Origin of the sequence: Limosilactobacillus equigenerosi DSM 18793 = JCM 14505, assembly GCF_001311375.1 — a bacterium.
GTDB classification, from domain to species: Bacteria; Bacillota; Bacilli; order Lactobacillales; family Lactobacillaceae; genus Limosilactobacillus; species Limosilactobacillus equigenerosi.
The window spans coordinates 91,179-118,011 of record NZ_BBAS01000003.1 but is presented as its reverse complement, the minus strand read 5'-3'; the positions used below and the strand labels follow the sequence as shown (position 1 = coordinate 118,011).

Genomic DNA, 26,833 nt, shown 5'->3' with positions numbered 1-26,833 from the left:
TGAAAATCGAACAGCATAGTACGCAAATGGGCTCGCAACATCTTAAATCCAAATGTTGCGAGTCCTATTCACGATTTCTCTATTAAAAATAAACAATTAATGTTAATAAATGACTATCCATAAATATCAATCAAATGCTCATACACCATTGTTTCAATTTCTGATTCGTCAAACATATCCAACATTTCGGACGAACTGCGTAAAGATAAATATTGCATCCCTTCTTCGTAATAATTACGATTACGATTTGGATGATCATAATTATCAAAAAAAACTTCTTCATCGCCTTTAAATATCCATGAGATAAAGTAAGATTATTCGCAAATTGCCGACTGCCCCCAAATAAAAGAATCATGTTACTTGAAAAGTCACTCTTCGTAATTAGAGGTAATAAATCATAGTTACCATCTATGCAGGCAAAATAACCAGCCCACCAGAGTCGGGATAAATAGTTAATAGTCTTCCCGCGCCCCTTTCGCTCATTATTTCCAGTGAATAATACTGCTGAATTATTAAATTTACCAGTTTCTAAATCATTTGCCCTCGTTTTAGGAACTCGATAACGCAGAAAATCATAGTAATTAACATGAAACAAGTAAATCCATAATCGTTCATCAGCAGCTTCGTGTGGAGTTAGGTGCTTAAGTGCCTCATATAAACGTTGAGCGTTAATCGTATCGGATTCTCCAACGTCTTCACTGAAATCTAACTTCGGTAACTCAGCTTCTATTGACGAAACGAATGAATTTTCATTAAATAAATTGATTAACTCTTCTTTTTTTCTCAAGTTGATAATACTGACGGTACTGATCAAAATTAGTTGACAACTCATCCGCAAAATCAGTAGTAATATATTTTAATTTCATAACTATTCCTCATTTTCATTAAAGGTATCAAATAATTGATTTAAAGGATTTTTTTAAAATTGCATTTACTACATTTACAATCAAAGACGCATCTTCCTTTAAATCCTCAAGCGTATATCCTAGTTTATCCATATTTTTGGTAACTAGTGGAATCCAACCATCTTCAGCTTCAGAATAATCTTTGTCACTCATAACAATTTGCGTTATCGCTGCCATAACTGCAGTATAAAAAATCGAATTTAAAATTTCTGACCGTTTAGTCTTCCGATATTTTTTTGTAGCCTTCATAGTTTTCTGAATTCAAGCTAATCGAAATGACTTCTTGATCAACATCTACGGTAAAGCTGTCAACATTAGGGTTTTCCTTAACAATAATCCCAGATTTTCTAACTTCATTCTCGAATTCAAATTCAATTGTTTGCGTTGGACACTTGGCAATATAGTAGCCTTTTTTTAAAGGATACCTTGCGACCATGATAAACACTATTAAGTTGGTTTGTTGGATAATTTGTAACATCCCGATTAGCTAAAATTAAGACATTTAAGTGTAATTTGGGTCCTAGCTGATCAGCGTCTAATTCAATTTTAAACTCTGGAGTTGATTGTTTATATAATTGCCTACTCTTAGTTTGGACGCTTTCAATCCCAACAACGTACATAAAGTCACCACGATTAATGTACTTTTCGATTATCTTTTCTTGTAAATTACAGACAATGTGCAAATAACTATCATCTACAACTTCCACATCATATGTAAAATTTCCCAACGGATAGTCACTTGTCGCCATCGATAAAACTGGATATGGGAAACGCCGTTCTTTTAATTTCATAATTAACCCTTTCTCAATTCACGTAAAATTGCATTTAATCCAACCGGTTGGCTATCTACTAATTCAAGGTGAATACTAATATTTTTACCCTTTTTGATATTATCAAGTGTATAAAATACGTTATCTTCTAAAACTTTCATCTCTTTGCCGTTATACAACGCTTTTTTGATAGGATTAACCTTAATTTCCCCTTCTCCAACTGGATTAAATTCAATTCCGAATTTAGCCATATTCTTTGGAGCTTCAAAAATATAATCCATTGAGCCATCGTCATTTGATAAAGCCCACTCATTTGTCACGTCAACAGGTTTCATGCTATATGTTGTATCATTTTTAGTTGTTCGAGGTTTTTGGGGCTTATCTTTAGATGTTGAAGGTTTATTTTGAGGCTTACGAGTTCTCGTTGGTGTAATTTCACCATTATCATCTACAGTAACTTCAATCTTTCTCGAACCAGCAGGAACCTTTTGTTTTTGCTTTACAATTTTAATTTTTGAAATTTTATGATTAGAAGACTCAACTACGCCCTGTTTATTTTCTTCATGATTCGTTTCTTCTAAGTAAAATAAATTTGCAATCTCGTCAGCTTCAATTTCATCATTACCGTCAACATCAAATGCCTGATTTAAAATATCCTTAATAAACTTCCGTAAACTTTCTAGCAAACTTGAGGCGTAGCGATTATCTTGCCGAAATTTTGTATTAAGTTCGTGATAGTTAATCATATTACCACGATTATCAAACAAAGAATCTTGCCACTTAGTATGCGTGGCATCTTCCATATTTCGTAATACCTTATTCAACATCCCTGTTGCGCGGAAAACCCCTGCATAATTACCAGCCGCATTAAAGTTTTTATCGTAAATTTTCATCCCGGATTCACGAGTGAATAACACTTTACTACCAAATAATGTTTCTGTTTCTAAGTAAAAAGTTCCGTCTGCAGGATTAATCCCATAATTAGTTAAAAAAAAGCCTCTGGTAATTGATATTTTTTTACCGAATTCTAGTGCCCGATAGTATGATTGAATGTATTTTTTACTATCATTAGTATCCTCAGGCAAATCAAGAATCGTTTGGTATAAATTATTTTTATCAATAGTCGTTCCTAAAAACTTAACGACTAATCGTCCCTCATAAATTGAAGTTAAAAAAATTTTCCAATAAATAAACTAACCCAAATTCGCACAATTCTTGGCCATAATCTTCATTTACTCCAACGATTCGTAAATCAGTCCCATTTTCATTCCGAGTAAATTTATCATCAATAACCTCACCAGCAATTGCTTCATTATCATCGCCAACTAAGTAATTAATTCGATTTGAAATTTTATCACCCTTGGCAAAGGTTGCTAAATCAATTTGACCGGAACTATACTTACCGTCTTCTTTGGTTTGAGAAGTAAACAAGACCATTCGTAAATCTGAAATCCCCTTAACACTATTTTTACCAATCCCCCGACTACCAGAAGCACTTGAACTAGCCTTATCAGAGACATAATTAGCCCTCGTTAAAGCCGTAAACGGCGTTCTAGCTTGATGTCCTTGTTTCGCCCCTTTAGCACCTGTAGTATTAAAATCACTAAACCGAACAATCTTAACCGTGTCTTTATCTAAGGTTTGCTTTGCTAAATCAACTCGCTTTGATACTTCTTGATCATTTTTCCAAAATTCAGTATTGGCAATGTTGTCTACAATTTCTTTTACTTGCGAAATTCGTGGTAACTTGTCAATTGATTCCTCATACATATCAACTTCAACTATTACCGGAGTCTTTGAATCATTCGGAACATCAATTGAATTTTGAATAACTTCTCGAACCGTAGCATTTACTTCTTTACCCGCAAATAATTCAACGTCACCATTTGCAGAGCCTTCATGTGCATTTTCCGAACTAAGATTGGTTGTCCAATTCATAACCTATCTCCTTTTTTTATTTTCAATATTTATTATATATGTATATTAGCAACACTAACCGACAAATTATGTCGCTATTTAATTAATCTATATTTTTAAATAAATAAGAGGTAACCTGAATACCCGTTGGTTTCTAGGTTACCTCTTTAACTTTTTTTAACAAACAAAATCCAGAAATTGTAATAAATTAGCAATTTTCAGATATTAGCAATTCGTTAATTACTTTGTTTACTCCACCAATTCCTTATACACATCCGTCCACTTGCATTCAGCATATGATACCGAAGTATCTTCTTCTGGTTCGTCATCCAATGCAAATAAATCCAACTGTTCATTAATATTTCGAACTGTACCAGTTGGACCTTCACCATTAACAATCGATTCAAAAGTATACTCGATTCGTTTAACCCGAGTCTTTCCAACTGGCTGCCATTCGCTAAAGATGATTGGGTCTCCTGTTGCCGTAACGTACTTAAGTGTATCTCCTTGCGCCATATTAGCGCGGATAATTACCTTAGCACTTTCAATTACCTTTTGTTCCGGAATGGCGTCAAACTCATCTGAAATTAACCGTCCATAAACAGAAGAAAACGTCAAAATCATATTCATAACAAGCACTTCAACGTTGTCTTCCATAAATTCGATTCCATATAAGGTAGATAAAACACGCAAAGCATTGATGTTAAATTCTTTTCCATTTGAGCTAACCGTAGCTGCGTATTGAAGTTTGCGATCAAGTAACTCAGTTAAAAATGCTCCTTCACCGGCAGATGGTTCCAAAAAAGTTGCAGTTAAGGATTTAACCTTAGCATCAATTTCCGGTTGGTTAAGCATTTTTTTTCTACAATCCATTTAGGAGTAAATACTTCACCATGATCCTTAACTCGATCAGCAGATTTAATTAATTGTTCTGTCATTTAGTTTAACCATCCAATATTAATATGGTAATTTTGTTAATTCTACTTTAGTGTCAACAAAATCATTTGCGCTTAAAAGATTATTAATAACTGGCAATTTCCCATACCAGCTTCGATTTGCAATAACTTTTTTTTAATTAACTGATAATTTAATGGCATGACAATCCGTGGCTTCTCGTTTAAAATTTTTTTTCTTCATGAGATTCACCATGGGTAACTTTTCTTAACACTAGAATGCGGATTTCGTTTTCTTCATGAATTATATGTCTTTTAAAACACAAGGATAATACATAAAACGAATACATACTTGAATATAAATAATAATTTATTATGTAATCTTCAATTTCTGTATTTCTAATACAAAATAATATCATCTTAACTATTGGATATAACCACCGTTTTTGAAATTCCTCATCATAATTGACAATCATTGGGAAAACATATGCATCACCAGACTTTAATTCAAAATTTTTTTGGTGTAAACTTTTCAGCTAATACTCCTTGTACCTCACTTAATTTAAATTCTAATGCAACATCCCCATACTTTTGCATTGCCATAGAAGAATTATTTTTTGTAAAACTAATTAAATATGTATCATACTGAACAAATTTTGCTAAAAATATTTCATTAAAACTTTTAATTTCATCCTGGGTTGCTCCCAATTCTTTAAGAATTATTCTTCCTAAATCAAAGGTATGTTTTATTTCTTCGGAATCGTTCATTTCTTTAATTGATCCCAGTAAAAATTCGTTTGTTTCAATAATTTTCTTTAATGATTCATAGGTGGTGTAATGATATAAAATGGGGGTATTTTCGGGCGTGGCTAAGAATTTATTAGATATATTAATAAAATTAGCTCTTGATTGATATTCTGAATGATTATTAGTAATTTGGCTAATTATCCATTTGCTATTTGAAGACTTATATTTTTTTATATAATTCATTAATATTATTCATTTTTACTCCATAGCCTGAACTTTTGTTTCAATGAAATTAATTTCATCTTCAGATAATCCGTACTTTTTATAAAGTTGTTGATCAATTTCAGCAACTGACTTTGACCAATCAATATCTGAGCTTTCGGTAAAATCTTGAACCGGAACTTCCGACCAAGTATCCCCTGTCATATTTTGAGTAACCTTTTTAATACCCAACATAGCACGACAAAACTTAGTTTTAATATATTTTAATGTACTATTTGCACTGTACATATCATCAAAAGGTCCAATAGATAAAAATGTATCTGTATTACCAATGAGGGGGGTACCAATGAGGGGGTACTTAAAACTTCTCCAATAGCACCGGAACCATTTGCCTTTGGAACTAGAACTTTATATTTATGGATATATTTATTCTCTTTAAAATATTCTGATTTTATGTATCTATAAGTCCGTTTATTAGAATCGATTAACCCTAATACCTTTAAGTCACCATTATCAATATTTCCTTTTTCTCTAAAGATTTCAGGATATTGTTCAAATGACGTTGGAGAAACCATACCATTATTTTTCTTTATGATAGATGGATAGTCCTTATATAATTGATCTGCAAATTTGTATAATCCACGTGAAGAAACTAAATTGGTAAAACTTAAGTTGCTACTTTCAATATTGTGGACTTTTTTTTCATTACTGACTTAAGTTCATCATATGGAGTATATACACCTATAGAACCAAAGTTTTGATGCAAATCCCTAAGAGTAATTGCAACTCCCCCTTTAATATCTGTTCTAGGAAAAATTTGTTCACCAATCGGATTATACATAACGACAGTTAAATGAGGATCATCTAACATTTTTTTTGTTCCAATTTGATTTAGTTTGCCCAGAATTAAACAAGAATCTAGCTGGAGTAATTAAAGTAACTAAATCCGAGATGTCATATGAAAGATCCATAAACTTATCATATAACGGTTCCTTACGATTAGTATCCCCTTTCGATGTATCTTGATATGGCGGATTACCGATAACCACGTCAAACTTCATATTTACAAATACCCCTTTAATTTTATCAGCTTCTTCTTTTACGCCTTCCTTTGTATCTTCAACAATATTTTCAATATATTTAATATTTAAATCTTGTTCCCAATCGTCACGATAACCAGCTAGCGTTCGTTTCGTAATTTTAGCAGCCATTGGTGTTTTAGCAATCACGAAGATATTTTCGCGTAAAATTCGTTGCATTAACATTAATTCATCTTCAAACGTGAATTTACCAGCCGTTTCGTCATTCAACTTTTGGTATTCCAAATAGTACATCGACATCGCCGCATACAGTGGATATAATCCCGTTTTAGAATTAATTTCTAAGATATGCTTATCGCGTTGGAAAATATGATCCGTATAATCAGTCTTAATCCAGTGTTGAGCAGCTAAGCCATCCGCCGTCGAATTTTCATACTTATCATCATAAAATGACAAACCACCAATGGTTTTACCTAAGTGCATATTAACTACACGCCATGGCGTCAACACGGTTTCTTTATCTGGATTCCGGAACGTCCCAAAAATTTGGGCTAATTCTTGAGCTCGTTCTAATGGGTCAAGGTTATCTAGCTCCTTAACGCGATTCCGGATGATCTTACCAGCTTCAATAAATACCTCTTGGTCATAGTATTTACTAAACTTAAGGAATAATTCCTTAGTTACCCTATCAGGCATAAATTCTTGCCATGAAACATCATCAACATTGCGAACGAACTTTTGAATGCTAATATCTTCATCCAAATCAGCTTCCATCCCGTAAATCATCAATGGAATCCGAATCGAAATCGACCGCAAGATACTAATCATTGTTTTACGTTGTTTCTTCAGTTCTTTATATTTATCAAGTGCTGCTTGTTCTTCCGGTGTTCGTTGTCGTTTTGGTTTCTTTTGAGCATCAAGTGCTTGTTCATATTCTTCTTCATCGAGGCCTTGATGGTTAACATCAACCTTTGCTGGTTTCTTTTCGGCATTTGTTGTCCCGGTAATCTGTTTTAAATTATTAAATTCAGTCACATCCGATTCATCAAGCATTAATAACTGATCAGAATATAGTGAATCATCATCAAATCCGGTCCGAACCGCCTTTTCAGCATACACTCGTTTTAACTTGGTAATTAATGAATCAACATCAAACGGCTTCATTCCTTGCCCTTGCTCACCAATAATTGGTAAGAAGTTCATTAATTCACCCATCGATTCATTTTGTTGCTTCGAATTAAGTTTTCCGACCCCGGTGTTAATCCGTCGTGATTCCGCCATTACTTTTAAGGCTCGATCCGGAGCAAAGTCGAAGATGTAGCAGTTAGTCTTCATCCCAAACTTTTCTGACGAATATGGAGTTTGCGCACGGAACGCTGCTTGCAAGTATTGCATCGCACTATCTGTATTTGATAAGAAAACCACCCCAGTCCAAGGCTTTATTGTAACCCCAGTCGTCATCTTCCGAACGGTCAACGTAATCGTCTTCGTTGCTGTTGGATCATCCGTAATCGCCTTATTAACTCTGTCAACATCAGATTGAGTAGCATCTTGAACATTATCTGATTTATCATCGCGAACTACATTAATAATGTCATATTCACCGAAAACATTATGCGTCTTTAGCAAATCTTCTAACGCATTGGCTTCCTTAACCCCCGGCATAATCCACAAGGTATGCCGCAAATTATCCCGAAATTCACGGGTTGAAAATGGATAAGCGGTATCTTTGCTAAATGATGTAATATTGTCTAGGAATTGTTTGACTTTCGCTTCATACTTGAACTTACCATTATCATCAACACGGAAAAATTCCTTAAAATTAAATGATTTCGTTGAATCCATAAATTGTAAATCACTGAATTTCTTATTCATTTCAAAAGTATACATTGATACTTTTGGTAATCCCGCGTATGGATTCGGTTCACCTGGGTGTTCAAGTGTCCATTTTTCTTTGGCCTGTTGTTCCATGACGTAATCCCAAACAAAGACTTCGTCATCTTCATATTGGTCCAAGATATTAAATGGGGTCCCTGATAATTCAAGTAACTTAGTATAATTATCCGTCACTACTAATTTCAGCACATTTTGTGCTAAATCAGTTTGGGTACCTTCATGAGCTTCATCAATTACTACCAAATCCCACTTAGTATCAAAAACCTCTTCATTTTTATCACCAGCTTTTCCACCAGCCTGTGATGACCCCCGTAAATCTTGCAGACTGGCAAAATACACAAATGGCTTATCTGATGAAACCAAGTTTTCAATTGTTTCACCCTTCCGCTTTGATCCATATAAATAACCAGCTTGGGTCATTTCCATCTTTTGGAAATCATCAAACCAACTATCATCGACTACCGGGCGGTGCGTCATGATTAAGACTTTTTGATACTTTTGTTCTTTAACCAATTGCAATGTAGTAATCGTCTTACCAAATCGCATTTTAGCATTCCATAACATTTTATCCTTATTTTTGAAGGTTTTCGTTGTCTTTTTAACGGCATCAGCTTGTTCAGGCCGTAGTTTAATCTTATATTCAGATTCCGTTTCATTAATTACATCAATAATTGAATCACGACGTTCCTTTACAGCTTGGATAGCTTTTTTTACCAGTTTCAACATCTGTTTTGAACCATTCTGATCCATTCAATTCTTTAGTATGTTTAATTCCTGAACGTTCCAAAACTGCATGAACATCACGATCACTGAACCAACTTTTATCTTCACTACGAAATGCTAGTTGGGCCCACTGGATTGTATAAGGAAGCCCTGAAGTTTTTAAATACTTATTAACTCTTTTAGTAGCAGCCTCTTTCAAGTCATCACTATTAGGACTTAGATTGGCCTCTAAATCATCAACGGATGCCTCTCCGATTTTCTCGCTTCCCTTATACCGATCAAGTCCACCTTTATCAGTATCAATATCAACAATATAAATTAATTTTCGTTCATTAGTTTGATAATTAACTTCTAACTTTGGCTCTGCAAATTTAGGATTTATTTGGTTGTCTGGATTGATGATATTATTCATGTACCAAACTAGAACATCGAATAATCCTTTCAAACCCTCCAAACCACGAATTTTAGTTGCATCCTGTAATTCATGAGCATTTTCATTTCCTTCTTGTTTCCATTCATGAAAACGATTGTTAATATTTGGAGGTAATAATTTATGTTTTTTTAATTTACGCAAACAATCATTAAACGTCGCATAACTATCAATACTTACATAATTAAAATCCAAAATTTGTCGAGCAACAAATTCGAGTACCTTTCGAACTTCAACAAGTTCTTGCGTAAAGTGATTTTCAGCATACAATACTTCAATATTTTCTAAGTATGGCAACAACTCTACGGTATCAAAATCATCTGCTAAAAAATTGAAACTACTTTCCATTATTCATCTCCTACAATTTAGTATTTAACTATTATTTTACTCTGATTATTTCTTGAATCACCATGAACTCAAGAATTTTTTTAGTATTTCAAAATTTAATACTAATTATTTACTTAGTAATATAAATCAAGCCGTCATGACCCGTAAAGTGAAGTAAGTTAATAATTATTATTTCACTTTACGATTTATATATTATTTAATATAACCGACAAATTTTGTCCTAACTTATATATTATTTAATTTAAAAAAAACAAGTCAGCATATTGCTAACTTGCCACCGCAAAGAAAAATACTGAATTGAGTATAAATTCGTAAATTGTAAACAAGAACACATCAACTAGGTGGCACCAAGCAAATTAACATTCAATGGTAATCCTAGGATAATAAAAATAAATTATTCAGTCCTTCCTTTACGATGTCTCTATATTATCGTCATAGAAAGACAAATTTCGTCCGCAAATTAATTAATTTAATTTTTACTAATATTTCCCATACTTCCTCTTCACCAACTCGACCTGATCCGGCGCCAACGGTTCATCGTACAACAACTCATGTACTTCGTTGGCCAACTGTACCATCATCATTTGATCAACTTGGTCACAAATCCGTTGCCGTTCGCGGTAATTGATTTGATCATCGTCCGCAATCGTGCCGCCCCCGGCCAGTTGGTATTGTTGACTAACGGCATCCAACATTAATTTAACTTTGTCGTTGGCCACTTGATACCGTTGCACCTTGGCCACCGGTTCGTTCACGATTAAATCTGGTAAGCCATCGACCATTTCTAAGCGCGTGCCTCGCCGATCCGGGTGGACTTGTTTTAGATAATGATTGGCATAATAGACGACTGTTGGTGACGTCAGCCCTGCCGCTGGGACAAACTGGACCTGTTGCCCTACGAAGCCAAAGGCGAGGTTGCGCCGGGGCGCTTGCTCACGCACCACTTGTTCAATCGCCTTTAATTGACGTTGCCAGAGTTTTGGTCCGGTTAAGCGCCGGGCCAAATATTGGTGTGCCCGTTCCTCAATCCGCAAGGTCTCTCCAGTTGTCGTTAAAATTTCACTCGCAAATTCCAGTTGCTTGACCGCAACAATCTCCCGTAATGCGGGTTTACTCATAATTTCCATTCAAGATTCCTCCCATCAATCGCTTGCCCTCACCAAAAAAGCAAGCCAGCTCACCGCTAACTTGCTTCAGATAGGTAATGCTGAATCAAATACTGTAAAAGGTATCAAAAAAGGAAGATCCGGTCGTGGCTAGTCATCAATTAAGAAAAGAGGTTTGACTCGATCCAGCATTTTACCACGACCGCACCCTTATTTTAACGCAACTGATGATTAATAACGAACAAAATAAACCGTTTTCTTGACTAATCATTCAAAAATAATATACTCAGGTCAAAGGAGGGATTTCAATGGGACGCAAGAAACAATTTGATCTCACGACGGCGATGAATCAAATTCAAGCCGTCTTTATCGCGCATGGCTATGAAGCGCGTCAATTGATGATTTCGTAACTGCCACTGGGATTCTCCGCGGTAGCCTGTACACCACCTTTGGCAGTAAACGCGGGCTGTTTATGGCCGCGCTCCAAGCGGCTTTAAAAACAACTTCACCGACCGCTGATCAACTAATCCTAATTGCGATGACCGAATTAAGCTGGCGCGATCCCGAAATTAACGCCCGGCTCCAAGCCTGGTTAACAAACCAGCCGAACTGGGACGCTCTCCTCACCACTGCCCTGTTGCACCGTGCCCATTTAACGGAGGAATAAATCATGGAAAACAAAGTTACCTTAACCCCTGATGCCTTAATCATTATCCCCCAAGGCCTAGATAAATTGTGGGCCTTGAAAAAGCAGCTCACCATTCCCCTCTCCCACGTCATGGGGGCGACCATTGATCCGGAGATTTTGCAAGAATTTAAAGGGCTCCGCGCGCCGGGGACGAATGTGCCTGGCTACACGGCCGGGACCTTTCATCATGACGGACGCAAGACGTTTTACAATCTCAAACATACGTCAACGCCGGTGGTGATTCAACTCACAAATGACGACTATGATCAACTCGTGCTTGGGATTGACGATGCCAGGAAGTTGGTTGATCAAATTAATATCGCGATTAGTTCGCAAGCTTAACAAAATGGCCTCAGTCTGTGAATGCAGATTTGGGGCCTTTTGTTTTTAGCGAAATAAGAATTTGCTATAAACAGATACAGCAGTAACCCTCCGTAATATATTCACTGGTTATTATGGAGGGTTATTTATTTTCAAGGCGGTCCATTAATTCGCGGTTATCCATAAATACTTTTACCATCGCCGTTTCGACTTCCTGACGAATCTTACTATGCTTGACATTTACTTGCTTGCGATTCGGGTGCTTCTTTAACTTGGCTAACTGTTTATTTTCGGTAACCATTCTATCACCTCACTATTTTCTACCATTTTAAATCTAACAATCAAAAAATCAGCCTCAACTCCGCAATTCAATGCGTAATTGAGGCTGATTATTAATTTATCTATTATTCCGTAATATCAGTGCCGAAGTACTTTTCAGATAACTTCTTCACCGTGCCATCCGCTTGCACTTCCTTCAAGGCCTTGTTGTAGGCACTTTCAATGGCTGGCGTCTTCTTATTAAACATCGCTGAAATTGGGGCTGGCTTTTGATCGTCAGAAATGTCAATCATCTTTAAGCCTTGGTGTCATGCTTCTTAGCATAAATGCTCCAAGCTTCCTTCGAGTTAACTTCGGCTTGGACCCGACCTTGGCGGACTAAGTCTAACCCACTCGCAAAGTCAGCGGCTGGGACCGTCTTAGCGCCGAACTTCTTGGCGATCTTTTCGTTATCCGTGCCAGTCCCGGCTGCAACCTTCTTGCCCTTGACATCCTTGATTGACGTGAAGTTAGCGTTATCCTTCATAATTAAAACGTAGTGGGATTGAATGTATGGTTCGGAGTAGTTGTATTGCTTAGCCCGTTGTGGGGTTGGCGTAATGTCATTCATGACCACGTCAAACTTGCCAGAACCAAGGCCGGCAATCAAGGAATCCCACTTGGTTGGGACAAACTTGGCCTTTAAGCCATCTTCTTGGCGACGGCCTTCCCTAATTCAACTTCAAACCCGGTTAACTTCCCGTCTTTGCGGTAGGAGAATGGGGCGTAGGTTCCTTCTAACCCAATCGTTAATTCACCCTTATTCTTCAATTCACTGTTCACGCTGGCGGCGCTCACACTGGGGGCCACCGCGCTAATTCCTAAAGCAGCTACTGCTAAACTCACTGATAACTTCTTCCAAAACTTCATTGTATTACTCCTTAATCTGCTATAAATCGGCCATCATAATTGAATCAATAAACTGCCGCATCCGCGGCGTTTGGTTTTCCCGGTCAAAGAATGCTTGGGCCTCCCCATCATAAAGGATTTCCCCGTCTTCAACAAAGACAATCTTATCGGCCACCTTTTGCGCAAACATCATATTGTGCGTGACGATGACCATGGATTGCTGTTCCTTGGCCAAGGCTAATAAGACCTTCAAGACACTCAATTCTAATTCGGGATCCAAGGCACTGGTTGGTTCGTCCAGTAACAAGTATTCCGGTTCCATCGCCATCGCCCGGGCAATCGCGACCCGTTGGGCTTGGCCCCCGGATAATTCATTCGGGTAGGCATTGGCTTTGTCATCCAAACCAACTTTTTTTGAGCCATTCGTGCGCGTTTTTAATCGCTGTCGCCTTATCCTGCTTCAAGACTTGGGTTGGGCCTTCGATGACATTGCCGAGCACCGTCTTATTCGGGAAGAGATTGTATTCCTGAAAGACCATCCCAGTATCTTTGCGAATCTCCAGCATTTCTTTGCGGCTAATTGGTTGACTAAAATCAACGTGATGATCATTAAAATCAAACGTCCCATTATCTGGGGTGACTAATAAGTTTAATGACCGCAAAATCGTCGACTTTCCTGATCCGGAGGGGCCAATTAAGACCGTCGTTTGCCCGGCTGGAAACTCAACCGACACATCTTTGAGGACTTGCTTGTTGCCATAGGCTTTATTTAAGTGCTTCACTTGCATCATTAAATCCTCCTAGTTCACATTCATTTGCCGGTTTAACACCCGTTCTAAGTAACTTTGTAAGTACGATAAGACGGTTGTAAACACGGCATAAATCAACGCTACAATACTGTACATTAATAATGGTTGGTAATTTTCCGCCGCAATTTGTTGGGAAACGTTAAACATTTCGATAATCGTAATTGAAGCGGCTAATGAGGTATCCTTCACCAAACTAATGAACTCATTGGACAGTGGTGGCACGGCAACCCGCAACGCTTGCGGTAAAATAATCCGCCGAAAGACTTGCGTTTGGGTCATCCCAATAGCGGCGCCGGCTTCCCATTGTTCTTTAGGGACCGAACTAATTGCACTCCGCAAAGTTTCGGACGCATAAGCCCCCGTGTTGAGTGAGAACGTTAACACCCCAGCGAAAAATGGTTCCAGCTTAATCCCATCCGGGGCGATTCCCTTAATCTTTAAGTATGGTAACCCAAAGAAGACGATGAATAATTGGACCAGCAAAGGCGTTGACCGGAAAAGCCAGACATAAAAGCTGAACAGCCAGCGCACCACCATCAGTACCCCACCTTGTTTCGACATCCGAATCAAGGCCGTGATGAGCGCTAAGATGAGACCAAAGAAAAATGAGACAATGGCTAAGGGAATCGTGTATTTAAAGCCGGCCGCTAAGAGTTGCGGGACGGCATCCGTAATTGTTTCCCACATTTAAATAATCAAATCCTTTCTATCTGCGAGTACCAAAAAAGGTGCCAAACCAAGAACAACTTGATTTAACACCTCATCATTTACCCGTTATTCATTAAGCGAACATGATGATTGAACACCTTAAAAACCGGGTCGCATGAGGTGCGATCCGCAACAACACATCATTGATTGGCGTATTGTTTGGTTCATCATTTCGTTCTCCTAACTTTTAGTATGGTTTAAATCTTACTTGATTACTTACTTATTGTCAATCAATCTGCGCTTGATAAAATAATTTGGTTTTTAATTTAAAGGGCGTATAGTATAGCTAACCTTAAAGGAAACCACCTTTAAGGTTCGACAAACTCCAACCAAGAATTACCAGTCGCGCTCCTCTCTCCTCCCAATGGCGACTGGTTAACTCCCTTTCCCCACTGTCAATTTACTTGGCGGTGGGGTTTTATTATGCCTTTGGTTCACCGAAAATGCGGTCACACTTGCTTATGAGTTAATTATACTATAACCATTCCTATCGCTTTCTTAAAGCATTCCTTATATTTTCTTAGCTATATCAGCGTATAATTAAGGTAAAGAGGAGGTCGGGTACGATGATAAAAATGTCACACAAACATATTCTCATGATCATTGCCTGCGTGGCGGTGATTAGTTTGTTCGTTCAATTTATCTACGGTTCCAGTTTAGGGGCCCAAATAATCATCACCATTATGGGAGCGTACTTTGTGCTGGTGATGTTAGCCGAAATGATCCAAACCATCCGCCACGGCCAATACGGCGTTGATTTATTGGCTATTTTAGCAATTGTTTCCACGCTGGCCGTGGGGGAACATTGGGCCGCCTTAATCATCTTAATTATGCTCGTTGGTGGTGATGCCCTCGAGGATTACGCCACCAACAAAGCTAACACCGAATTAAAAGCGCTCTTAGATAATTCGCCGCAAGTCGCCTACCGGATAACCGGAGATCAAATCACCACGATTACGGTTAATGAAGTGGCGGTTGGTGATCAATTACTAATTAAGCCGGGCGAAGTCGTCCCCGTCGATGGGATGGTCATTAGCGGTACCTCAACCGTTGATGAATCATCGTTAACGGGAGAAGCACGACCGCAACCAAAGCAGCCCCAAGCTCCATTAATGTCAGGTTCGGTTAATGGTGACCATGCCATTACGATGCAAGCGACCCAATTAGCCGTTGACAGTCAATTCCAACAATTAGTGAAGTTAGTCCAACACGCCAAAAACACGCCCGCTCACTTTGTGCGATTAGCGGACCGCTATGCCGTGCCGTTTACGATTGTAGCGGTACTTTTGGCGTTCGTTGCGGCCTTAGTTGCTAAAAGTCCGCAACGATTTGCGGAAGTCATGGTGGTGGCCTCACCATGTCCATTAATTTTAGCCGCCCCGGTGGCCTTAGTGTCTGGGATGAGCCGAGCTTCACGCAATGGGATTGTCGTCAAAACGGGGGATGTGATTGAAAAACTCGCCCGCGCCAAGACGGTAGCCTTTGATAAAACGGGAACGATTACTAACGGTCACTTATCCGTTGATGCCATCACCCCAGTAGCCGGCGTTGATGAACAGCAGTTACTCCAATTAGCGGCCAGTGTCGAGCAACATTCTAATCACGTGCTGGCGCGATCACTAGTTGACTATGCGCAAGCTAACGATGTACCCCTACTCCCCGTGAATGATGTCCAAGAAATCACCGCCAATGGGGTTCAAGCCACGCTCAACGGTCAATTAGTGCAGGTCGGTAAGCGTAAGTTCATTCTCGGCGACCAAGTCGTGGCCCCGACAAAGTACACCGCCATCTATGTCCGCCAAGGCGAGCAATATCTCGGCCGGATTACATTCCAAGATCAAATCCGCCCCGAAGCTGCCCTGACGATGCAATCATTGCAACAACACGGCGTCACCAAACTGATGATGTTGTCTGGTGATCAAACTGCCACGGCAACCGGGTCGCTGAGCTGGTCGGCATTAATGATGTCCGGGCCGAATTATTACCGGAAGCCAAAATTGCCGCCTTAGCAAGCCTCACGCCGGCCCAACGACCCGCTGTTATGGTCGGGGATGGGGTTAATGACGCCCCAAGTTTAGCAACGGCGGACGTCGGGATTGCGATGGGAGCCCATGGATCATCCGCCGCCAGTGAATCAGCTGACTTAGTCATTTTAAAAGATGACCTCGCCAAAGTCGCCACGGCGGTCACGATTGCCCAAGCCACGATGCGCGTTGCTAAACAAGCCGTTTTAATTGGACTCGGCATTTGTCTCGTTTTAATGGTGATTGCTGCGTTTGGCGTCATTCCCGCAATTATCGGCGCCCTATGCCAAGAAGTAATTGATACCGTTTCAATTTTATGGGCCTTACGTGCTCGCTCAGCCCGAGAACTCCTTGGAAATTAACATGACTAATTATTTGGCGGTCTCCAACAACCGTGCTATCCTAAGAACATGGAATTGAGTAATTCAATTCCAGCCGATTGACGCTTTATGTTTCAATTACTATTGGTCTTTCTTACCAACGAAAGACCATCATATAACTCCTAACCGAAGATATTGAACTCCCTAACAATATCTTCCCGAGCCCACTAGCTCCTTTCCAGGCTAGTGGGTTTTTTATTATCAATTAAATTCTTGAGGCAAAATTAATTAACCTCAGCATACAAAAATCCCCGTAAGCTAATCTAACAGCTTGCGGGGTTATTCTTTTATGTACAATCTATGAATTATAGATATTGATTTAAGAAGGCTTCGATTTTATCAAATGAAATATATTCGTGGTCTCCGCCATCATATAAATCAGTATGTGTGGCATTAGGAACTAAGTAAAATTCCTTATTATCACCAGTTAACTTCTTAAACGTGTCTTCACCCATGTAGCGACTGTGGTCCTTTTCACCATGAACGATTAAGGCGGCATTCTTAAAATCTTCAGGATGCACTAGAATCTTAGTATTCGCCCATCCTGTTTGGGCTTGAAGCGGCCAACCTTTATTCGAATTTACTGACCGAGCATGATAACCCCGCTTCGTCTTGTAATAGGTGATGTATTGTTGAACAAATTCCGGCGTATTTGCTGGCGCCGGATATGGGAGACAACCCCCAGCTTTGGCAAAAGCTTGGCTTTGATATTTTTTGGTCCGTAGTTGGGCCGTCTTAACCTTCATTTCATAACGTTCATCAGCACTTTGAGCATCAAAATAACCATTCGCCCCAATCCGCGCCATGTCATACATGGTAACCGCCACCGTGGCCTTAATCCGCGGATCATTGGCAGCGGCATTGAGCGAAATACCACCCCAACCACAAATTCCAATAATACCACTTGTTCAGCATTAACTGCCGGATGATTACTTAAATAGTCAACCGCCGCTTGAAAATCTTCCATATTAATGTCTAATGAGAACATATCCCGCGGAAAACCGCTTGATTCCCCTGTAAAAGATGGATCAAAGGCCAGGGCTACAAAACCACGCTTCGCCATTTCTTGTGCGTATAGCCCACTTGATTGCTCCTTAACAGCCCCAAATGGTCCACAAACTGCGATTCCTGGACGGGGCGTGGTTTGATCTTACAGTTGATATAAATCACCAACCCTAACCACCACACTCTACTTCGTTTGGAAAAAGGATCAACCGCTTACCACCATTGCCCGTCGGTTCCGATAACAAATTATCGCTAATTTTAAAGCTTAATTCATTTTTAAAACTAAAATAGGGGGGAGTTTCTCACCATTGCCCCATGAAATGTACGCCGTATAAATATGATTAATCCTCACCATTAAAGAGGCTCTCAATTTCTTTAATGATTCGTTCAGCCTTCAATTTTACATTACTATCAATATTGGCTTGCACTTTCGCATAAGAACTCATATTAATCCCGCCTGTCATCTTATTTGAATACTTTTTATCATAATCTCCTTTTAGATTATAATTAAGTCGAAATTTCAAAATCAGTCCCTAGCAAGTAAATACACTGACTGAACTAATTTTGACCAAATAAAAACAGCCCGGCCATTAACCGAGCTGTTCATCATTAGTAAATTTCATTTAATTGTTCTTGAACCGTTTCATGTTCTAAGTATTCATCATACGTCATGTCAGGCCGGTTTAAGTAACCCTTTGGTCCAAGTTCAATAATATGGTTGGCAATCGTGTTAATAAAGTCATGGTCATGACTAGTAAAGAAGATTGATCCCTTAAAATCAACCATTGCATCGTTTAAGGACGTGATAGATTCCAAATCCAAGTGGTTGGTTGGATCATCCATGATTAAAGTGTTGGCTTGTTGGAGCATCAACTTGGCTAATTGACACCGCACTTTTTCACCCCCGGACAAGACCTTGATTTGCTTATCAATTTCTTCACCCGTAAACAACATCTTGCCTAAGAAGCCCCGCAAGAACGTATTATCATTTTGTTCCTTGGACGCAAATTGGCGTAACCAATCAATAATCGTTAATTCATCATTATCAAAGGCCGCATTCAAATCCTTTGGCATGTAATTCCGACTCGCCGTTTGCCCCCACGTGACCGTACCTTCATCAGGTTCCAAGGCCCCGGCAATAATTTGGAGCATCACCGTCGTCGTCATATCATCCTTTGACAAGAAGGCCACCTTTTCACCGGGACGAATTAAGAAGGACACATTGTCCAAAATCTTTTCGCCGTCCAGCGTATATGAAACATTTTCAACCTTTAATAAGTCGTTCCCGAGTTCCCGATCTTGGGTAAATTTAACGTATGGATACTTCCGCAATGATGGTTTAATGTCATCCAACGTAATCTTTTCTAATTGCTTCTTCCGGGACGTAGCTTGCTTATGCTTGGAGGCGTTAGCTGAGAACCGCGCGATAAAGGCTTGGAGTTCCTTAATCTTTTCTTCCTTCTTGGCATTTTGATTGGCTGCTAATTGCGCTGCCAATTGACTCGATTCATACCAGAAATCATAGTTCCCCACAAAAAGCTTGATTTGGCCAAAGTCCACGTCACACATTTGCGTACAAACTTGGTTTAAGAAGTGCCGGTCGTGAGAAACCACAATCACAATCTTGTCGTAATCAGCCAAGAAATTTTCTAACCAGCTAATGGTGTGGACATCCAACCCGTTAGTCGGTTCGTCCAGTAACAAGATATCCGGATCATCAAACAAGGCTTGCGCCAGTAAGACCTTCACCTTATCTGCTTCAGGTAATTCAGCCATCGAAGTGTCGTGGACACTTTCTGGAATCCCTAATGATTGCAATAATTGGCTGGCGTTCGCTTCGGCATTCCAACCGTCCATTTCGGCAAATTCAGCTTCTAATTCCGCCACTTTGAGTCCATCTTCATCGCTGAAATCCGGTTTCGCGTATAAAGCATCTTTTGCTTGCATCACGCGGTAAAGTTCCTTATGCCCTTGGATCACCGTTTGCATCACCGTGAAGTCATCAAAGGCGAAGTGGTCTTGGACTAATTGGCTCATCCGTTCGTGCGGATCAATACTAATGTTCCCCGTTGTCGGCGTCAATTGCCCCGATAACAGCTTTAAAAAGGTTGATTTCCCCGCCCCGTTGGCTCCAATCACCCCATAACAATTGCCAGGAGTAAACTTCAAGTTCACATCGTGATAAAGTGTCTTACCTGATAAGTTCAGGCTCATATCAGTAACAGTAATCAAATTTATTTCCTCGTTTCGTCGTAATTAGGCGTAGCGATGGGCCATTTTCCCGCACACAGCAGCAACAATCGCCCCTAAAATATCGTCAATAAACGTCGCCACTTGATCATCATTTTCATCAAAGCGTTTAATGACATCCTTTTTGACCCGATCAAGGTAACCGTAATTCGTGACCCCAATCGTGCCGTAAATATTTGCAATTCCGAGGGCCAGTGCTTCATCAGCCCCGAAGACCCCGGCATCATTTTTAACAATGGACAACAATGGTTCGGCTAATTGATTCGTTTGCGCTAACCGATCTAATTCTAACGCCACCATCGCATCATTGAGGAGCTCGCGTTTATGCAAAACATCAATTAAAGCTTCGTAATACTCATCTGGCGTCCCTAATTCCGCAAAATCTTTTTGCATTTCATAGCTAAATTACTTAATTCGCGTAATTCAACGCCCCGTGATTCCAAGTGCTCCACCACAAAGTTAAAGGCGGCAGTGTCGGGATACTTAAAGTTACTATTTTGCATTTTCCGAGTCCTCCTCAATTATTGTTCATGATAATAAATGGCTGCTAGCCGATTGGCTAAGTCCTTACTTTGTAAATAAGGAATGTTGTTAGTATACATGACTAACGATTGTTTTGTATGATAATTTGAAAAAAAACAGCGGAATTAAAGACATTGCTATATGATCCGTAAGCACAATACTTACCAGTGGGACTAAAGTAAAACCCATCAATATATTGAAATTCCGATCCATTCGGGTTAATTTGCTTCGTCACGGTATCTAACTTAACTAACTTTCCCGCATTAAATGCCGTTACGTACTTCCAATAATCAGCTGCCGAAACAAAGTAATCCCCCGCTCCATACATGACGGTCATCGTCTTTTGCAATTTATCCAACGTTGTGGGCCCATTGTCCGCATTCATCCCCCACGCAATTTGGTTGGCATTCACTTCATCATAATGTTTCGTATGGGTTAAGTGCGCGCGCTTAATAATGTTCGTTTGCACCCAATCTTCATAACTTTCATGCGTCAAACGACTTAAAATCCCAGCTAATAACGCATAATTGGCATTCGTGTACGTCCACGTATATTTCCCGGTCGCCGTCACATTATGTTGGGCAAAATTAAGACGTTGCCGATCCGATTTCATTATTTTGGGACTATCTTGGGCAATGTCTTGCAAATCACTGGTATGCTTTGACAATTGGTCAACAGTAATATTGGCCGCATTCGGGGTTTGTGGGAAAAACTTGGCCAACTTAGCATCACGTTTTAACTTTCCCTGATTAAGCAAGCGTTGAATCCCAATCCCCGTAAAGGACTTGTTCAACGAGGCAATCGGAAAGAGACTATTCCCGGTTAATTTATGGTTTCCCTGCGCCCCAGCGACCGTATTCATAATTACTTCGGGCTGGTTATGCTGGCCATTAACCACGACCACCCCATTCACGTGTTCATCTGCTAATGTTTGTTTAATGCGCTTAACGGTTGCCGCATCCGTTGCGGGAACGGATTTAGTCGCCGCCTGGGCTGGAACTACGGCCGCATTACTCATTAAAACACCCACTAAGAAACTAATCATCCAAGTTCGGTTCTTCATAAACTGTCTTCAACTCTCTCAATTCCTTTTGAATCGTCAGCCGCGCCTCGGCGTCTAAATTTAGACTAAAGTCGCGTAGTTGTTGCGCACCAGATCTAGGATCATCCATTAAAACATGCAACATCCAAAGAATTTGTTTCATATAATGATCTAAATCATCCGTCGCAATTTCACTGTTCCGGGCACTAACAGCTTCAGCTTGAACTTTTTTTAACCATCGCTGCCAACATCCGATTAATGTCATCATCAGCTTCAACCTGTTCAAAGCTCGTCTTGAATGCTTGCCAGGCCGTTTGCTTGGTTTGCGGATCACGCCACAATTTCCCCAATTCAATCGACGCTGACACAAGGCGTTCTAATAAGCCAGCTTCTTCTTCTAAGTCCGCAATCCCAACAATTGGTTGGTCAATCATTTGCGACCGATAAAATTGCAACACCCGTTCAACTTGAAAATCCCCGGTCATATTAGCAACTTGCAACCCTTGTTTTTCAAAGTCCCGTAAAAATTTCAGTCGCTTGGTAAAATCAATCTCAGCTCGATTAAACAGTCCCGCAATCCCTTGCTCGAACACCATCACTGGTGACACTTGCAAAATATCAAAGCTTGGCAAAATCAGTGGTAACTTTGATTCAACGTGTAACGCAATTACCCATGATAATTGACCGACTTGAACCGTCCGCAGAACCCAATTTTGCGTTGCCTCGGCTGGCGGGGTAACCGTTGCCAAATCCTGTAACGCCGGTTTCAGCGGTGCTGGTACCATTAACATTTTATCGTCCCCCTCTCAAATATTCGTATCCTATTAATTATACCGTATCATTAACAGGGAATGCGAATAGTTTTAAGACTTCTTAAAGCTTCAATAAATCAGTATCATTCTCATCGCTAACACGCTATAATTAATTAACTTCAAAATAAAGGCGGGTGATGTTGAATGAATTTATTACTTTCACGCTTTCTTTGGTCGCTCTTAGGATCAATCAGTCTTGTCGGAGGAGCAATTGGGCTCGTTTTACCCATCATTCCCCAAATTCCATTCTTTATCTTTGCGCTTTTTTGTTTAGCCAAAGCCTCTCCACGCTTTGAACGTTGGTTACATCACCAAGCGTGGTACCAAAAATTAATTAAAACAACTCAACATTTACCAATCATTGGTAAATTATTATCAAATTCTAGTAAATAAGGCTCCCGCCAATTTGGGAGCCTTATTTTGTCTTATCAACTAACCATCGGACCAGGATATCCCGAAGGTTCGGTTAACGTGTTTTGATTAGCATACTACTAATTACCACCGAATAACCGTGCCCAGAATCCTTTCTTCTTTGGTTTGGCCGTCGTCGTGGTCTTCACAGTTCCATTGTCATGCGTGGTAGTTTTAAGGTTAGGTTCAACCCCGATCCAGTTAAAGAAGTCCGTCGCTTTCATTTCCACAAACTTTCCAGTCTTCCCATTAATCCCATCAACACATAATTCAATTGGTAAGGAATTCCGGTATTCTTCGCTCGCTTCAGCCCCAAATCCGTTAAATGAATTCAACTTCGTAATATCAAACACTAAACTGTTGTTTTCTTGCCGATAAACAAAGTCTTCCATTTGGGTTAAGTACAACTTCGCCCACTTATTCCGGGCGGTTTCACGGAAATCATCACATAAGCCATCGCCAAGGTAACTTGGCACACTCATTTTGGCCGCTTGGTAGTAATCACGGAAAATATCCCGCGTGACCGCTAAGAAGTCCAGTTGTTTATTGTCCCCGAATTGACGCCAATTTGTGTCATCATCCGCTAACTTTTCGGCCATCCGGACCACAAAATCCTTAAAGAGTTTGTTGTCTAATTGTTGCCGGACTTCATAAATGTATTGCGTAGCGGCTTCTTTTTGATCGGCGTCAATCACTTTATCGAGTTGTAAATAATATGACCGCCGGGCCGCTTCCCGGACCATCGAGAAACTCCCATTGTAATTAGTCGTCCCAATCAATGGTGCAATCGCCTTTGGTCGGTTGATTAATTCATTCATCGTATCAACTACCAAGTGCCGACTGTATTGTGGTTGTTGGAAGAAGTATGGTTCGATTTCATCCACTAAGACCGGATACGTACTATCTTGCTTCATGTACGCTTCTAAAGCTTGGACGGTCTTGGCTTTACGTTGAGCGGCATCAGCGGGATAAATTGTCCCAAAGTCAATCATCGCTTGATCCGTGCCCCACGTTAATTGGTTAATAATTCGTAACAACGTTGACTTACCTGACCCGGCCGTGGCCCCTAGGATTAAGAAGTTTGGCACATCATTACCATCTTCAGGGTTCAGACTCGCTTTCGTCCGAATTTCCCATAAGTATGGGGCCGTAAATCCATACAGAATCGCTTCAAAGAACCGCTTCCCGTAGTCGTCATCATAATCAACTACATACTTTTGGTACCCTTGCATGACGGCATCAATTTGTTTTAACCCCGCCTTAATTTCTGCTTCGCTCGCCCGTTGCCCAAATGGCAAGGCAAAGTCACCAGTATCACTGGGCGTGTACAAACCAGTTTGTCCATTGGCCAAATCCCGTTCCATTGGCCGGTCGTATAAGTAAGTAGTGTACTTCTTTTCCACCGCTAAATCTTCGGGTGAGATTGCTTGTGCCAAGGCGGCTTGGACTTTTTTGGCAATTTGACTTTTGGCCCGCATGCCTGGTTGTTCCGCCCGTGGTGACACCGCCTCTTTTTCTAATTGCAACAACATATCCCGTTGCATAATTAAGCGTTGTTCGCTTTCCCGTTCCCGCGTTCGATTAATCGTTGCATTCCGCATCGCTAATGGGGCTTGTTTATCTAAGACCCCTGCCTTAACATGCTCATCAACCGTGGTCGCTAATAATTCGGTTAACTCACTTTCCACTAAGGCATCCGTCGTTTCATTATCTAAAATTACCACCGGATTCTTAGTATCCTTAGCCGCCTTCATTTGCGTTTCAGCTGCCTTCAATAAGTCAGCACTAAAGAGATTCGTCACTAATGGTAATACTTGATCGGTAAAGTTAGCCTGTAATTGATCAAACAATTGCGCATCGTCAAAGATGAGGATGGTTTCCACTTGGTTGTGATCAGCTGTAAAACTAGCCGTGGCAAAATTATTAATTCCTAATACCACCCGCTTAGCTTCCGTGGTCGGATTCGATAATAATACATATCGTGAATGTAAAGCTTGCGTTGGCGCTGTTTTTAATTGAAAGACATCCGCTAACACATTCACTTGTAATTGACTACTAAATGCTTGGAAGAGCTTCGCCGCCGTCTTCGTTGCGACTTGAAGCATCGCAGTTAAGATCGCATCCTTCGTCAACGTATCATCTTTGGACAAACTCGTTGCTAATGCTTGGTCCCCTAAGATTAAATTAGCTTGTAAAAAAATCCCCTAAATATTGGTTGGCAAATTCTGGTTCGATTTGTCCCGTAATTGCTTGTAAGTTTGGATACGTTACGGCATCAAAGATTTCTTCAATTGCCAATTGAGCTGGTTGCCCATTATGCAACACGTTAATCCGTTGAATTTGTTTCGTGGCCATTGGCACAATTCCCTTCGTTCAAAATTTTTCGTTTATCTTCTATTTTCACTGATTGGAAGCGATTTTGCAAGTCTAATTCTGCCTCCCTAACAAGTGAAAATAAAAACGGCTAGGAATTTTCCTAACCGACTTCAAATTACTTCATCAATTAATTTTATGGTTTTACGGCCGTTACCGCACCAGTCGCATAATTAATCCGAATATTTGGTTGTACATTGGGAACAAAGACATTAAAGGCCACTGACCCATCAGCTGATAACGCCTCCAAGTGCGCGCCGGACGGCACTAAATTATCACCATTATAAATATTAGTTACCCGGTAACGAACTTGCTTATTTTGGTCCAAGGCACGCCGGACGAGGCCTTCGTAATAATTTTGTCCAGTGGAATTTTGCGCCCGCGCTTCATTCGCCCACGCCGTTTGAGTAGCAATATTCTTGGGGTTACTTTCCGACGCATCAAAGCCACGCAGATTGCCAACTAACGCATACCCCAGCAAATGACCACGATCATACGCATGATTGGGACCGTTAGCTAAGTGACTTGCTTGTAAAAAGCCTTTAGGTCGCCAATACGTCCGTCCTTGCCCCGTTTCTTCTCGGCTTCGATATTGGCGCGTTGACTTATTCAACCACGCATCCCCTTGCCATGCTCGCCCTTGGTCATCGAGACGATTAACAGCATAGGGAGCAGCGTTAATTTTCGCGTTTAAATTGGGCTGATTGCCATTAATGATAAACGCCCCGGCCCTATTCCATTGGACTGATCCACCCAATTGTTTGGTCACGGCTGGCGTTAGAACACTTTTAGCCAGCGCTTCACTAGGCGGCGTCATGGTAGCTGCTTCGGTCGTCGTTGACCGGGTCAGGTTCGTTGCTCCTTGGTGAACTAAATTAACGGGATTATGTCCCGTAGCCACGCCACCAATCCCACTGGCGACTAACAAGGTCATTGCGAGCCGTAATAATTTTTTTTCATTTTCATGCCAATTACTCCTTTAGCTGTCAAATTCACTTGTTCATTGTAGCGAATTTAAGGCTAAAAATAAACCGGGGAACATCAACTGACGTTCTCCGGTTTATTGTGCATTGAGCAAGTCTGTATTCCTAAATTGGAATTAAAACCGATATGGTAAGACGGCTCCATGTTTACGTGCCAAACGTTGCAACTCCGTATCGTTAGTTTGGGTTGGAATATAAATAATCGCCCCATCAGTACCCACGAAAACATTGTATTCTTTGCAATCCGTATGAATAAAAAATGGTACCGTCAGAACATTTGATGTTCCGACCCGGCGTAGTTTGACTGACATAAAATCCACCTTCTTTTTACAAAATCTTGC

General features: G+C 40.2%; 23 protein-coding genes and 5 pseudogenes. 4 read left to right on the top strand and 24 right to left on the bottom strand.

Annotated elements, in window-relative coordinates:
• Positions 1-130: 130 nt before the first annotated feature.
• The 9 genes and pseudogenes from JCM14505_RS02870 to JCM14505_RS02830 form a co-directional block, all read right to left on the bottom strand.
• Positions 131-787, bottom strand: coding sequence for a DUF6339 family protein (locus JCM14505_RS02870; RefSeq protein ID WP_263848932.1), 657 nt, complete (start codon positions 785-787; stop codon positions 131-133).
• A gap of 106 nt (positions 788-893) precedes the next feature.
• A complete protein-coding gene (locus tag JCM14505_RS02865) occupies positions 894-1,154 on the bottom strand; it encodes a hypothetical protein (protein WP_054652778.1) in 261 nt (86 codons plus the stop codon).
• A gap of 122 nt (positions 1,155-1,276) precedes the next feature.
• The gene (locus JCM14505_RS02860) at positions 1,277-1,696 is read right to left on the bottom strand and encodes a hypothetical protein (RefSeq protein WP_054652776.1); all 420 of its coding nucleotides are present in this window, start codon (positions 1,694-1,696) and stop codon (positions 1,277-1,279) included.
• A gap of 2 nt (positions 1,697-1,698) precedes the next feature.
• Positions 1,699-2,760 (bottom strand): hypothetical protein, encoded by a 1,062-nt coding sequence (locus JCM14505_RS02855; RefSeq protein ID WP_054652774.1) that lies wholly within the window; start codon positions 2,758-2,760, stop codon positions 1,699-1,701.
• Positions 2,761-2,830: 70 nt separating this feature from the next.
• Complete coding sequence (locus JCM14505_RS02850; protein ID WP_054652772.1) at positions 2,831-3,613, bottom strand: hypothetical protein; 783 nt, start codon at positions 3,611-3,613, stop codon at positions 2,831-2,833.
• A 228-nt stretch (positions 3,614-3,841) separates the two neighbouring features.
• Positions 3,842-4,447: a DNA methyltransferase gene (locus tag JCM14505_RS02845; protein WP_369395258.1), complete on the bottom strand. Its 606-nt coding sequence runs from the start codon at positions 4,445-4,447 to the stop codon at positions 3,842-3,844.
• A gap of 545 nt (positions 4,448-4,992) precedes the next feature.
• The gene (locus tag JCM14505_RS02840) at positions 4,993-5,475 is read right to left on the bottom strand and encodes a hypothetical protein (protein ID WP_054652770.1); all 483 of its coding nucleotides are present in this window, start codon (positions 5,473-5,475) and stop codon (positions 4,993-4,995) included.
• 15 nt (positions 5,476-5,490) lie between these two features.
• Positions 5,491-9,891 (bottom strand): annotated as a pseudogene (locus tag JCM14505_RS10525) (Eco57I restriction-modification methylase domain-containing protein).
• 479 nt (positions 9,892-10,370) lie between these two features.
• Positions 10,371-11,018: a hypothetical protein gene (locus JCM14505_RS02830; protein WP_054652768.1), complete on the bottom strand. Its 648-nt coding sequence runs from the start codon at positions 11,016-11,018 to the stop codon at positions 10,371-10,373.
• 451 nt (positions 11,019-11,469) lie between these two features.
• On the opposite strand from JCM14505_RS02830, the gene JCM14505_RS02825 reads away from it, so the two are divergent.
• Both JCM14505_RS02825 and JCM14505_RS02820 read left to right on the top strand, forming a co-directional pair.
• Positions 11,470-11,664, top strand: coding sequence for a hypothetical protein (locus tag JCM14505_RS02825; RefSeq protein ID WP_054652766.1), 195 nt, complete (start codon positions 11,470-11,472; stop codon positions 11,662-11,664).
• Between the two features lie 3 nt (positions 11,665-11,667).
• Positions 11,668-12,027, top strand: a complete 360-nt coding sequence (locus JCM14505_RS02820) for a hypothetical protein (protein ID WP_054652764.1) — start codon at positions 11,668-11,670, stop codon at positions 12,025-12,027.
• Positions 12,028-12,148: 121 nt separating this feature from the next.
• Here JCM14505_RS02820 and JCM14505_RS08915 read toward each other — a convergent pair whose 3' ends face one another.
• The 4 genes and pseudogenes from JCM14505_RS08915 to JCM14505_RS02805 all read right to left on the bottom strand — a co-directional run bounded on the left by JCM14505_RS08915 (position 12,149) and on the right by JCM14505_RS02805 (position 14,669).
• Positions 12,149-12,307, bottom strand: a complete 159-nt coding sequence (locus JCM14505_RS08915; RefSeq protein ID WP_156249817.1) for a hypothetical protein — start codon at positions 12,305-12,307, stop codon at positions 12,149-12,151.
• Positions 12,308-12,410: 103 nt separating this feature from the next.
• A pseudogene (locus tag JCM14505_RS02815) lies at positions 12,411-13,194 on the bottom strand (transporter substrate-binding domain-containing protein).
• Positions 13,195-13,213: 19 nt separating this feature from the next.
• Positions 13,214-13,961: pseudogene (locus JCM14505_RS02810) on the bottom strand (amino acid ABC transporter ATP-binding protein).
• 12 nt (positions 13,962-13,973) lie between these two features.
• A complete protein-coding gene (locus JCM14505_RS02805) occupies positions 13,974-14,669 on the bottom strand; it encodes an amino acid ABC transporter permease (protein WP_054652761.1) in 696 nt (231 codons plus the stop codon).
• 587 nt (positions 14,670-15,256) lie between these two features.
• Between JCM14505_RS02805 and JCM14505_RS02800 the strand changes: the two are divergent.
• Positions 15,257-17,076, top strand: a pseudogene (locus tag JCM14505_RS02800) (heavy metal translocating P-type ATPase).
• Positions 17,077-17,399: 323 nt separating this feature from the next.
• Here the strand turns inward: JCM14505_RS02800 and JCM14505_RS09435 are convergent.
• The 7 genes and pseudogenes from JCM14505_RS09435 to JCM14505_RS02770 all read right to left on the bottom strand — a co-directional run bounded on the left by JCM14505_RS09435 (position 17,400) and on the right by JCM14505_RS02770 (position 22,704).
• Positions 17,400-17,909 carry an alpha/beta hydrolase gene (locus JCM14505_RS09435; protein ID WP_225352232.1) on the bottom strand — a complete coding sequence of 170 codons (510 nt, stop codon included), beginning with the start codon at positions 17,907-17,909 and terminating at the stop codon, positions 17,400-17,402.
• A complete protein-coding gene (locus JCM14505_RS09430; RefSeq protein WP_225352231.1) occupies positions 17,837-18,157 on the bottom strand; it encodes an alpha/beta hydrolase in 321 nt (106 codons plus the stop codon). The genes JCM14505_RS09435 and JCM14505_RS09430 overlap by 73 nt, the downstream gene beginning before the upstream one ends.
• A gap of 551 nt (positions 18,158-18,708) precedes the next feature.
• The gene (locus JCM14505_RS02790; protein ID WP_054652759.1) at positions 18,709-20,331 is read right to left on the bottom strand and encodes an ABC-F family ATP-binding cassette domain-containing protein; all 1,623 of its coding nucleotides are present in this window, start codon (positions 20,329-20,331) and stop codon (positions 18,709-18,711) included.
• A gap of 24 nt (positions 20,332-20,355) precedes the next feature.
• Positions 20,356-20,852, bottom strand: a pseudogene (locus JCM14505_RS02785) (phosphatidylglycerophosphatase A family protein).
• A 101-nt stretch (positions 20,853-20,953) separates the two neighbouring features.
• Entirely contained in the window at positions 20,954-21,934 is a 981-nt protein-coding gene (locus JCM14505_RS02780) for a serine hydrolase domain-containing protein (RefSeq protein ID WP_054652757.1), read from the bottom strand.
• Complete coding sequence (locus tag JCM14505_RS02775) at positions 21,909-22,181, bottom strand: hypothetical protein (RefSeq protein WP_156249816.1); 273 nt, start codon at positions 22,179-22,181, stop codon at positions 21,909-21,911. The genes JCM14505_RS02780 and JCM14505_RS02775 overlap by 26 nt, the downstream gene beginning before the upstream one ends.
• A complete protein-coding gene (locus JCM14505_RS02770) occupies positions 22,129-22,704 on the bottom strand; it encodes a hypothetical protein (protein ID WP_054652753.1) in 576 nt (191 codons plus the stop codon). Before JCM14505_RS02770 ends, JCM14505_RS02775 begins: the two co-directional genes overlap by 53 nt.
• 165 nt (positions 22,705-22,869) lie before the next feature.
• Here JCM14505_RS02770 and JCM14505_RS02765 point away from each other — a divergent pair, with 165 nt between their 5' ends.
• Complete coding sequence (locus JCM14505_RS02765) at positions 22,870-23,118, top strand: DUF454 family protein (protein ID WP_054652751.1); 249 nt, start codon at positions 22,870-22,872, stop codon at positions 23,116-23,118.
• A gap of 98 nt (positions 23,119-23,216) precedes the next feature.
• Here the strand turns inward: JCM14505_RS02765 and JCM14505_RS02760 are convergent, their stop codons facing one another.
• The 4 genes from JCM14505_RS02760 to JCM14505_RS02750 form a co-directional block, all read right to left on the bottom strand.
• On the bottom strand, positions 23,217-25,286 hold the full coding sequence (locus JCM14505_RS02760) for an Aq_aa27 family P-loop NTPase (RefSeq protein WP_225352230.1): 2,070 nt from the start codon (positions 25,284-25,286) through the stop codon (positions 23,217-23,219).
• A gap of 34 nt (positions 25,287-25,320) precedes the next feature.
• The gene (locus JCM14505_RS09425) at positions 25,321-25,491 is read right to left on the bottom strand and encodes a hypothetical protein (RefSeq protein WP_225352229.1); all 171 of its coding nucleotides are present in this window, start codon (positions 25,489-25,491) and stop codon (positions 25,321-25,323) included.
• A gap of 154 nt (positions 25,492-25,645) precedes the next feature.
• A complete protein-coding gene (locus JCM14505_RS02755) occupies positions 25,646-26,443 on the bottom strand; it encodes a DNA/RNA non-specific endonuclease (RefSeq protein ID WP_054652749.1) in 798 nt (265 codons plus the stop codon).
• 165 nt (positions 26,444-26,608) lie between these two features.
• Positions 26,609-26,803, bottom strand: a complete 195-nt coding sequence (locus tag JCM14505_RS02750; protein ID WP_054652747.1) for a hypothetical protein — start codon at positions 26,801-26,803, stop codon at positions 26,609-26,611.
• Between the last annotated feature and the right edge of the window lie 30 nt (positions 26,804-26,833).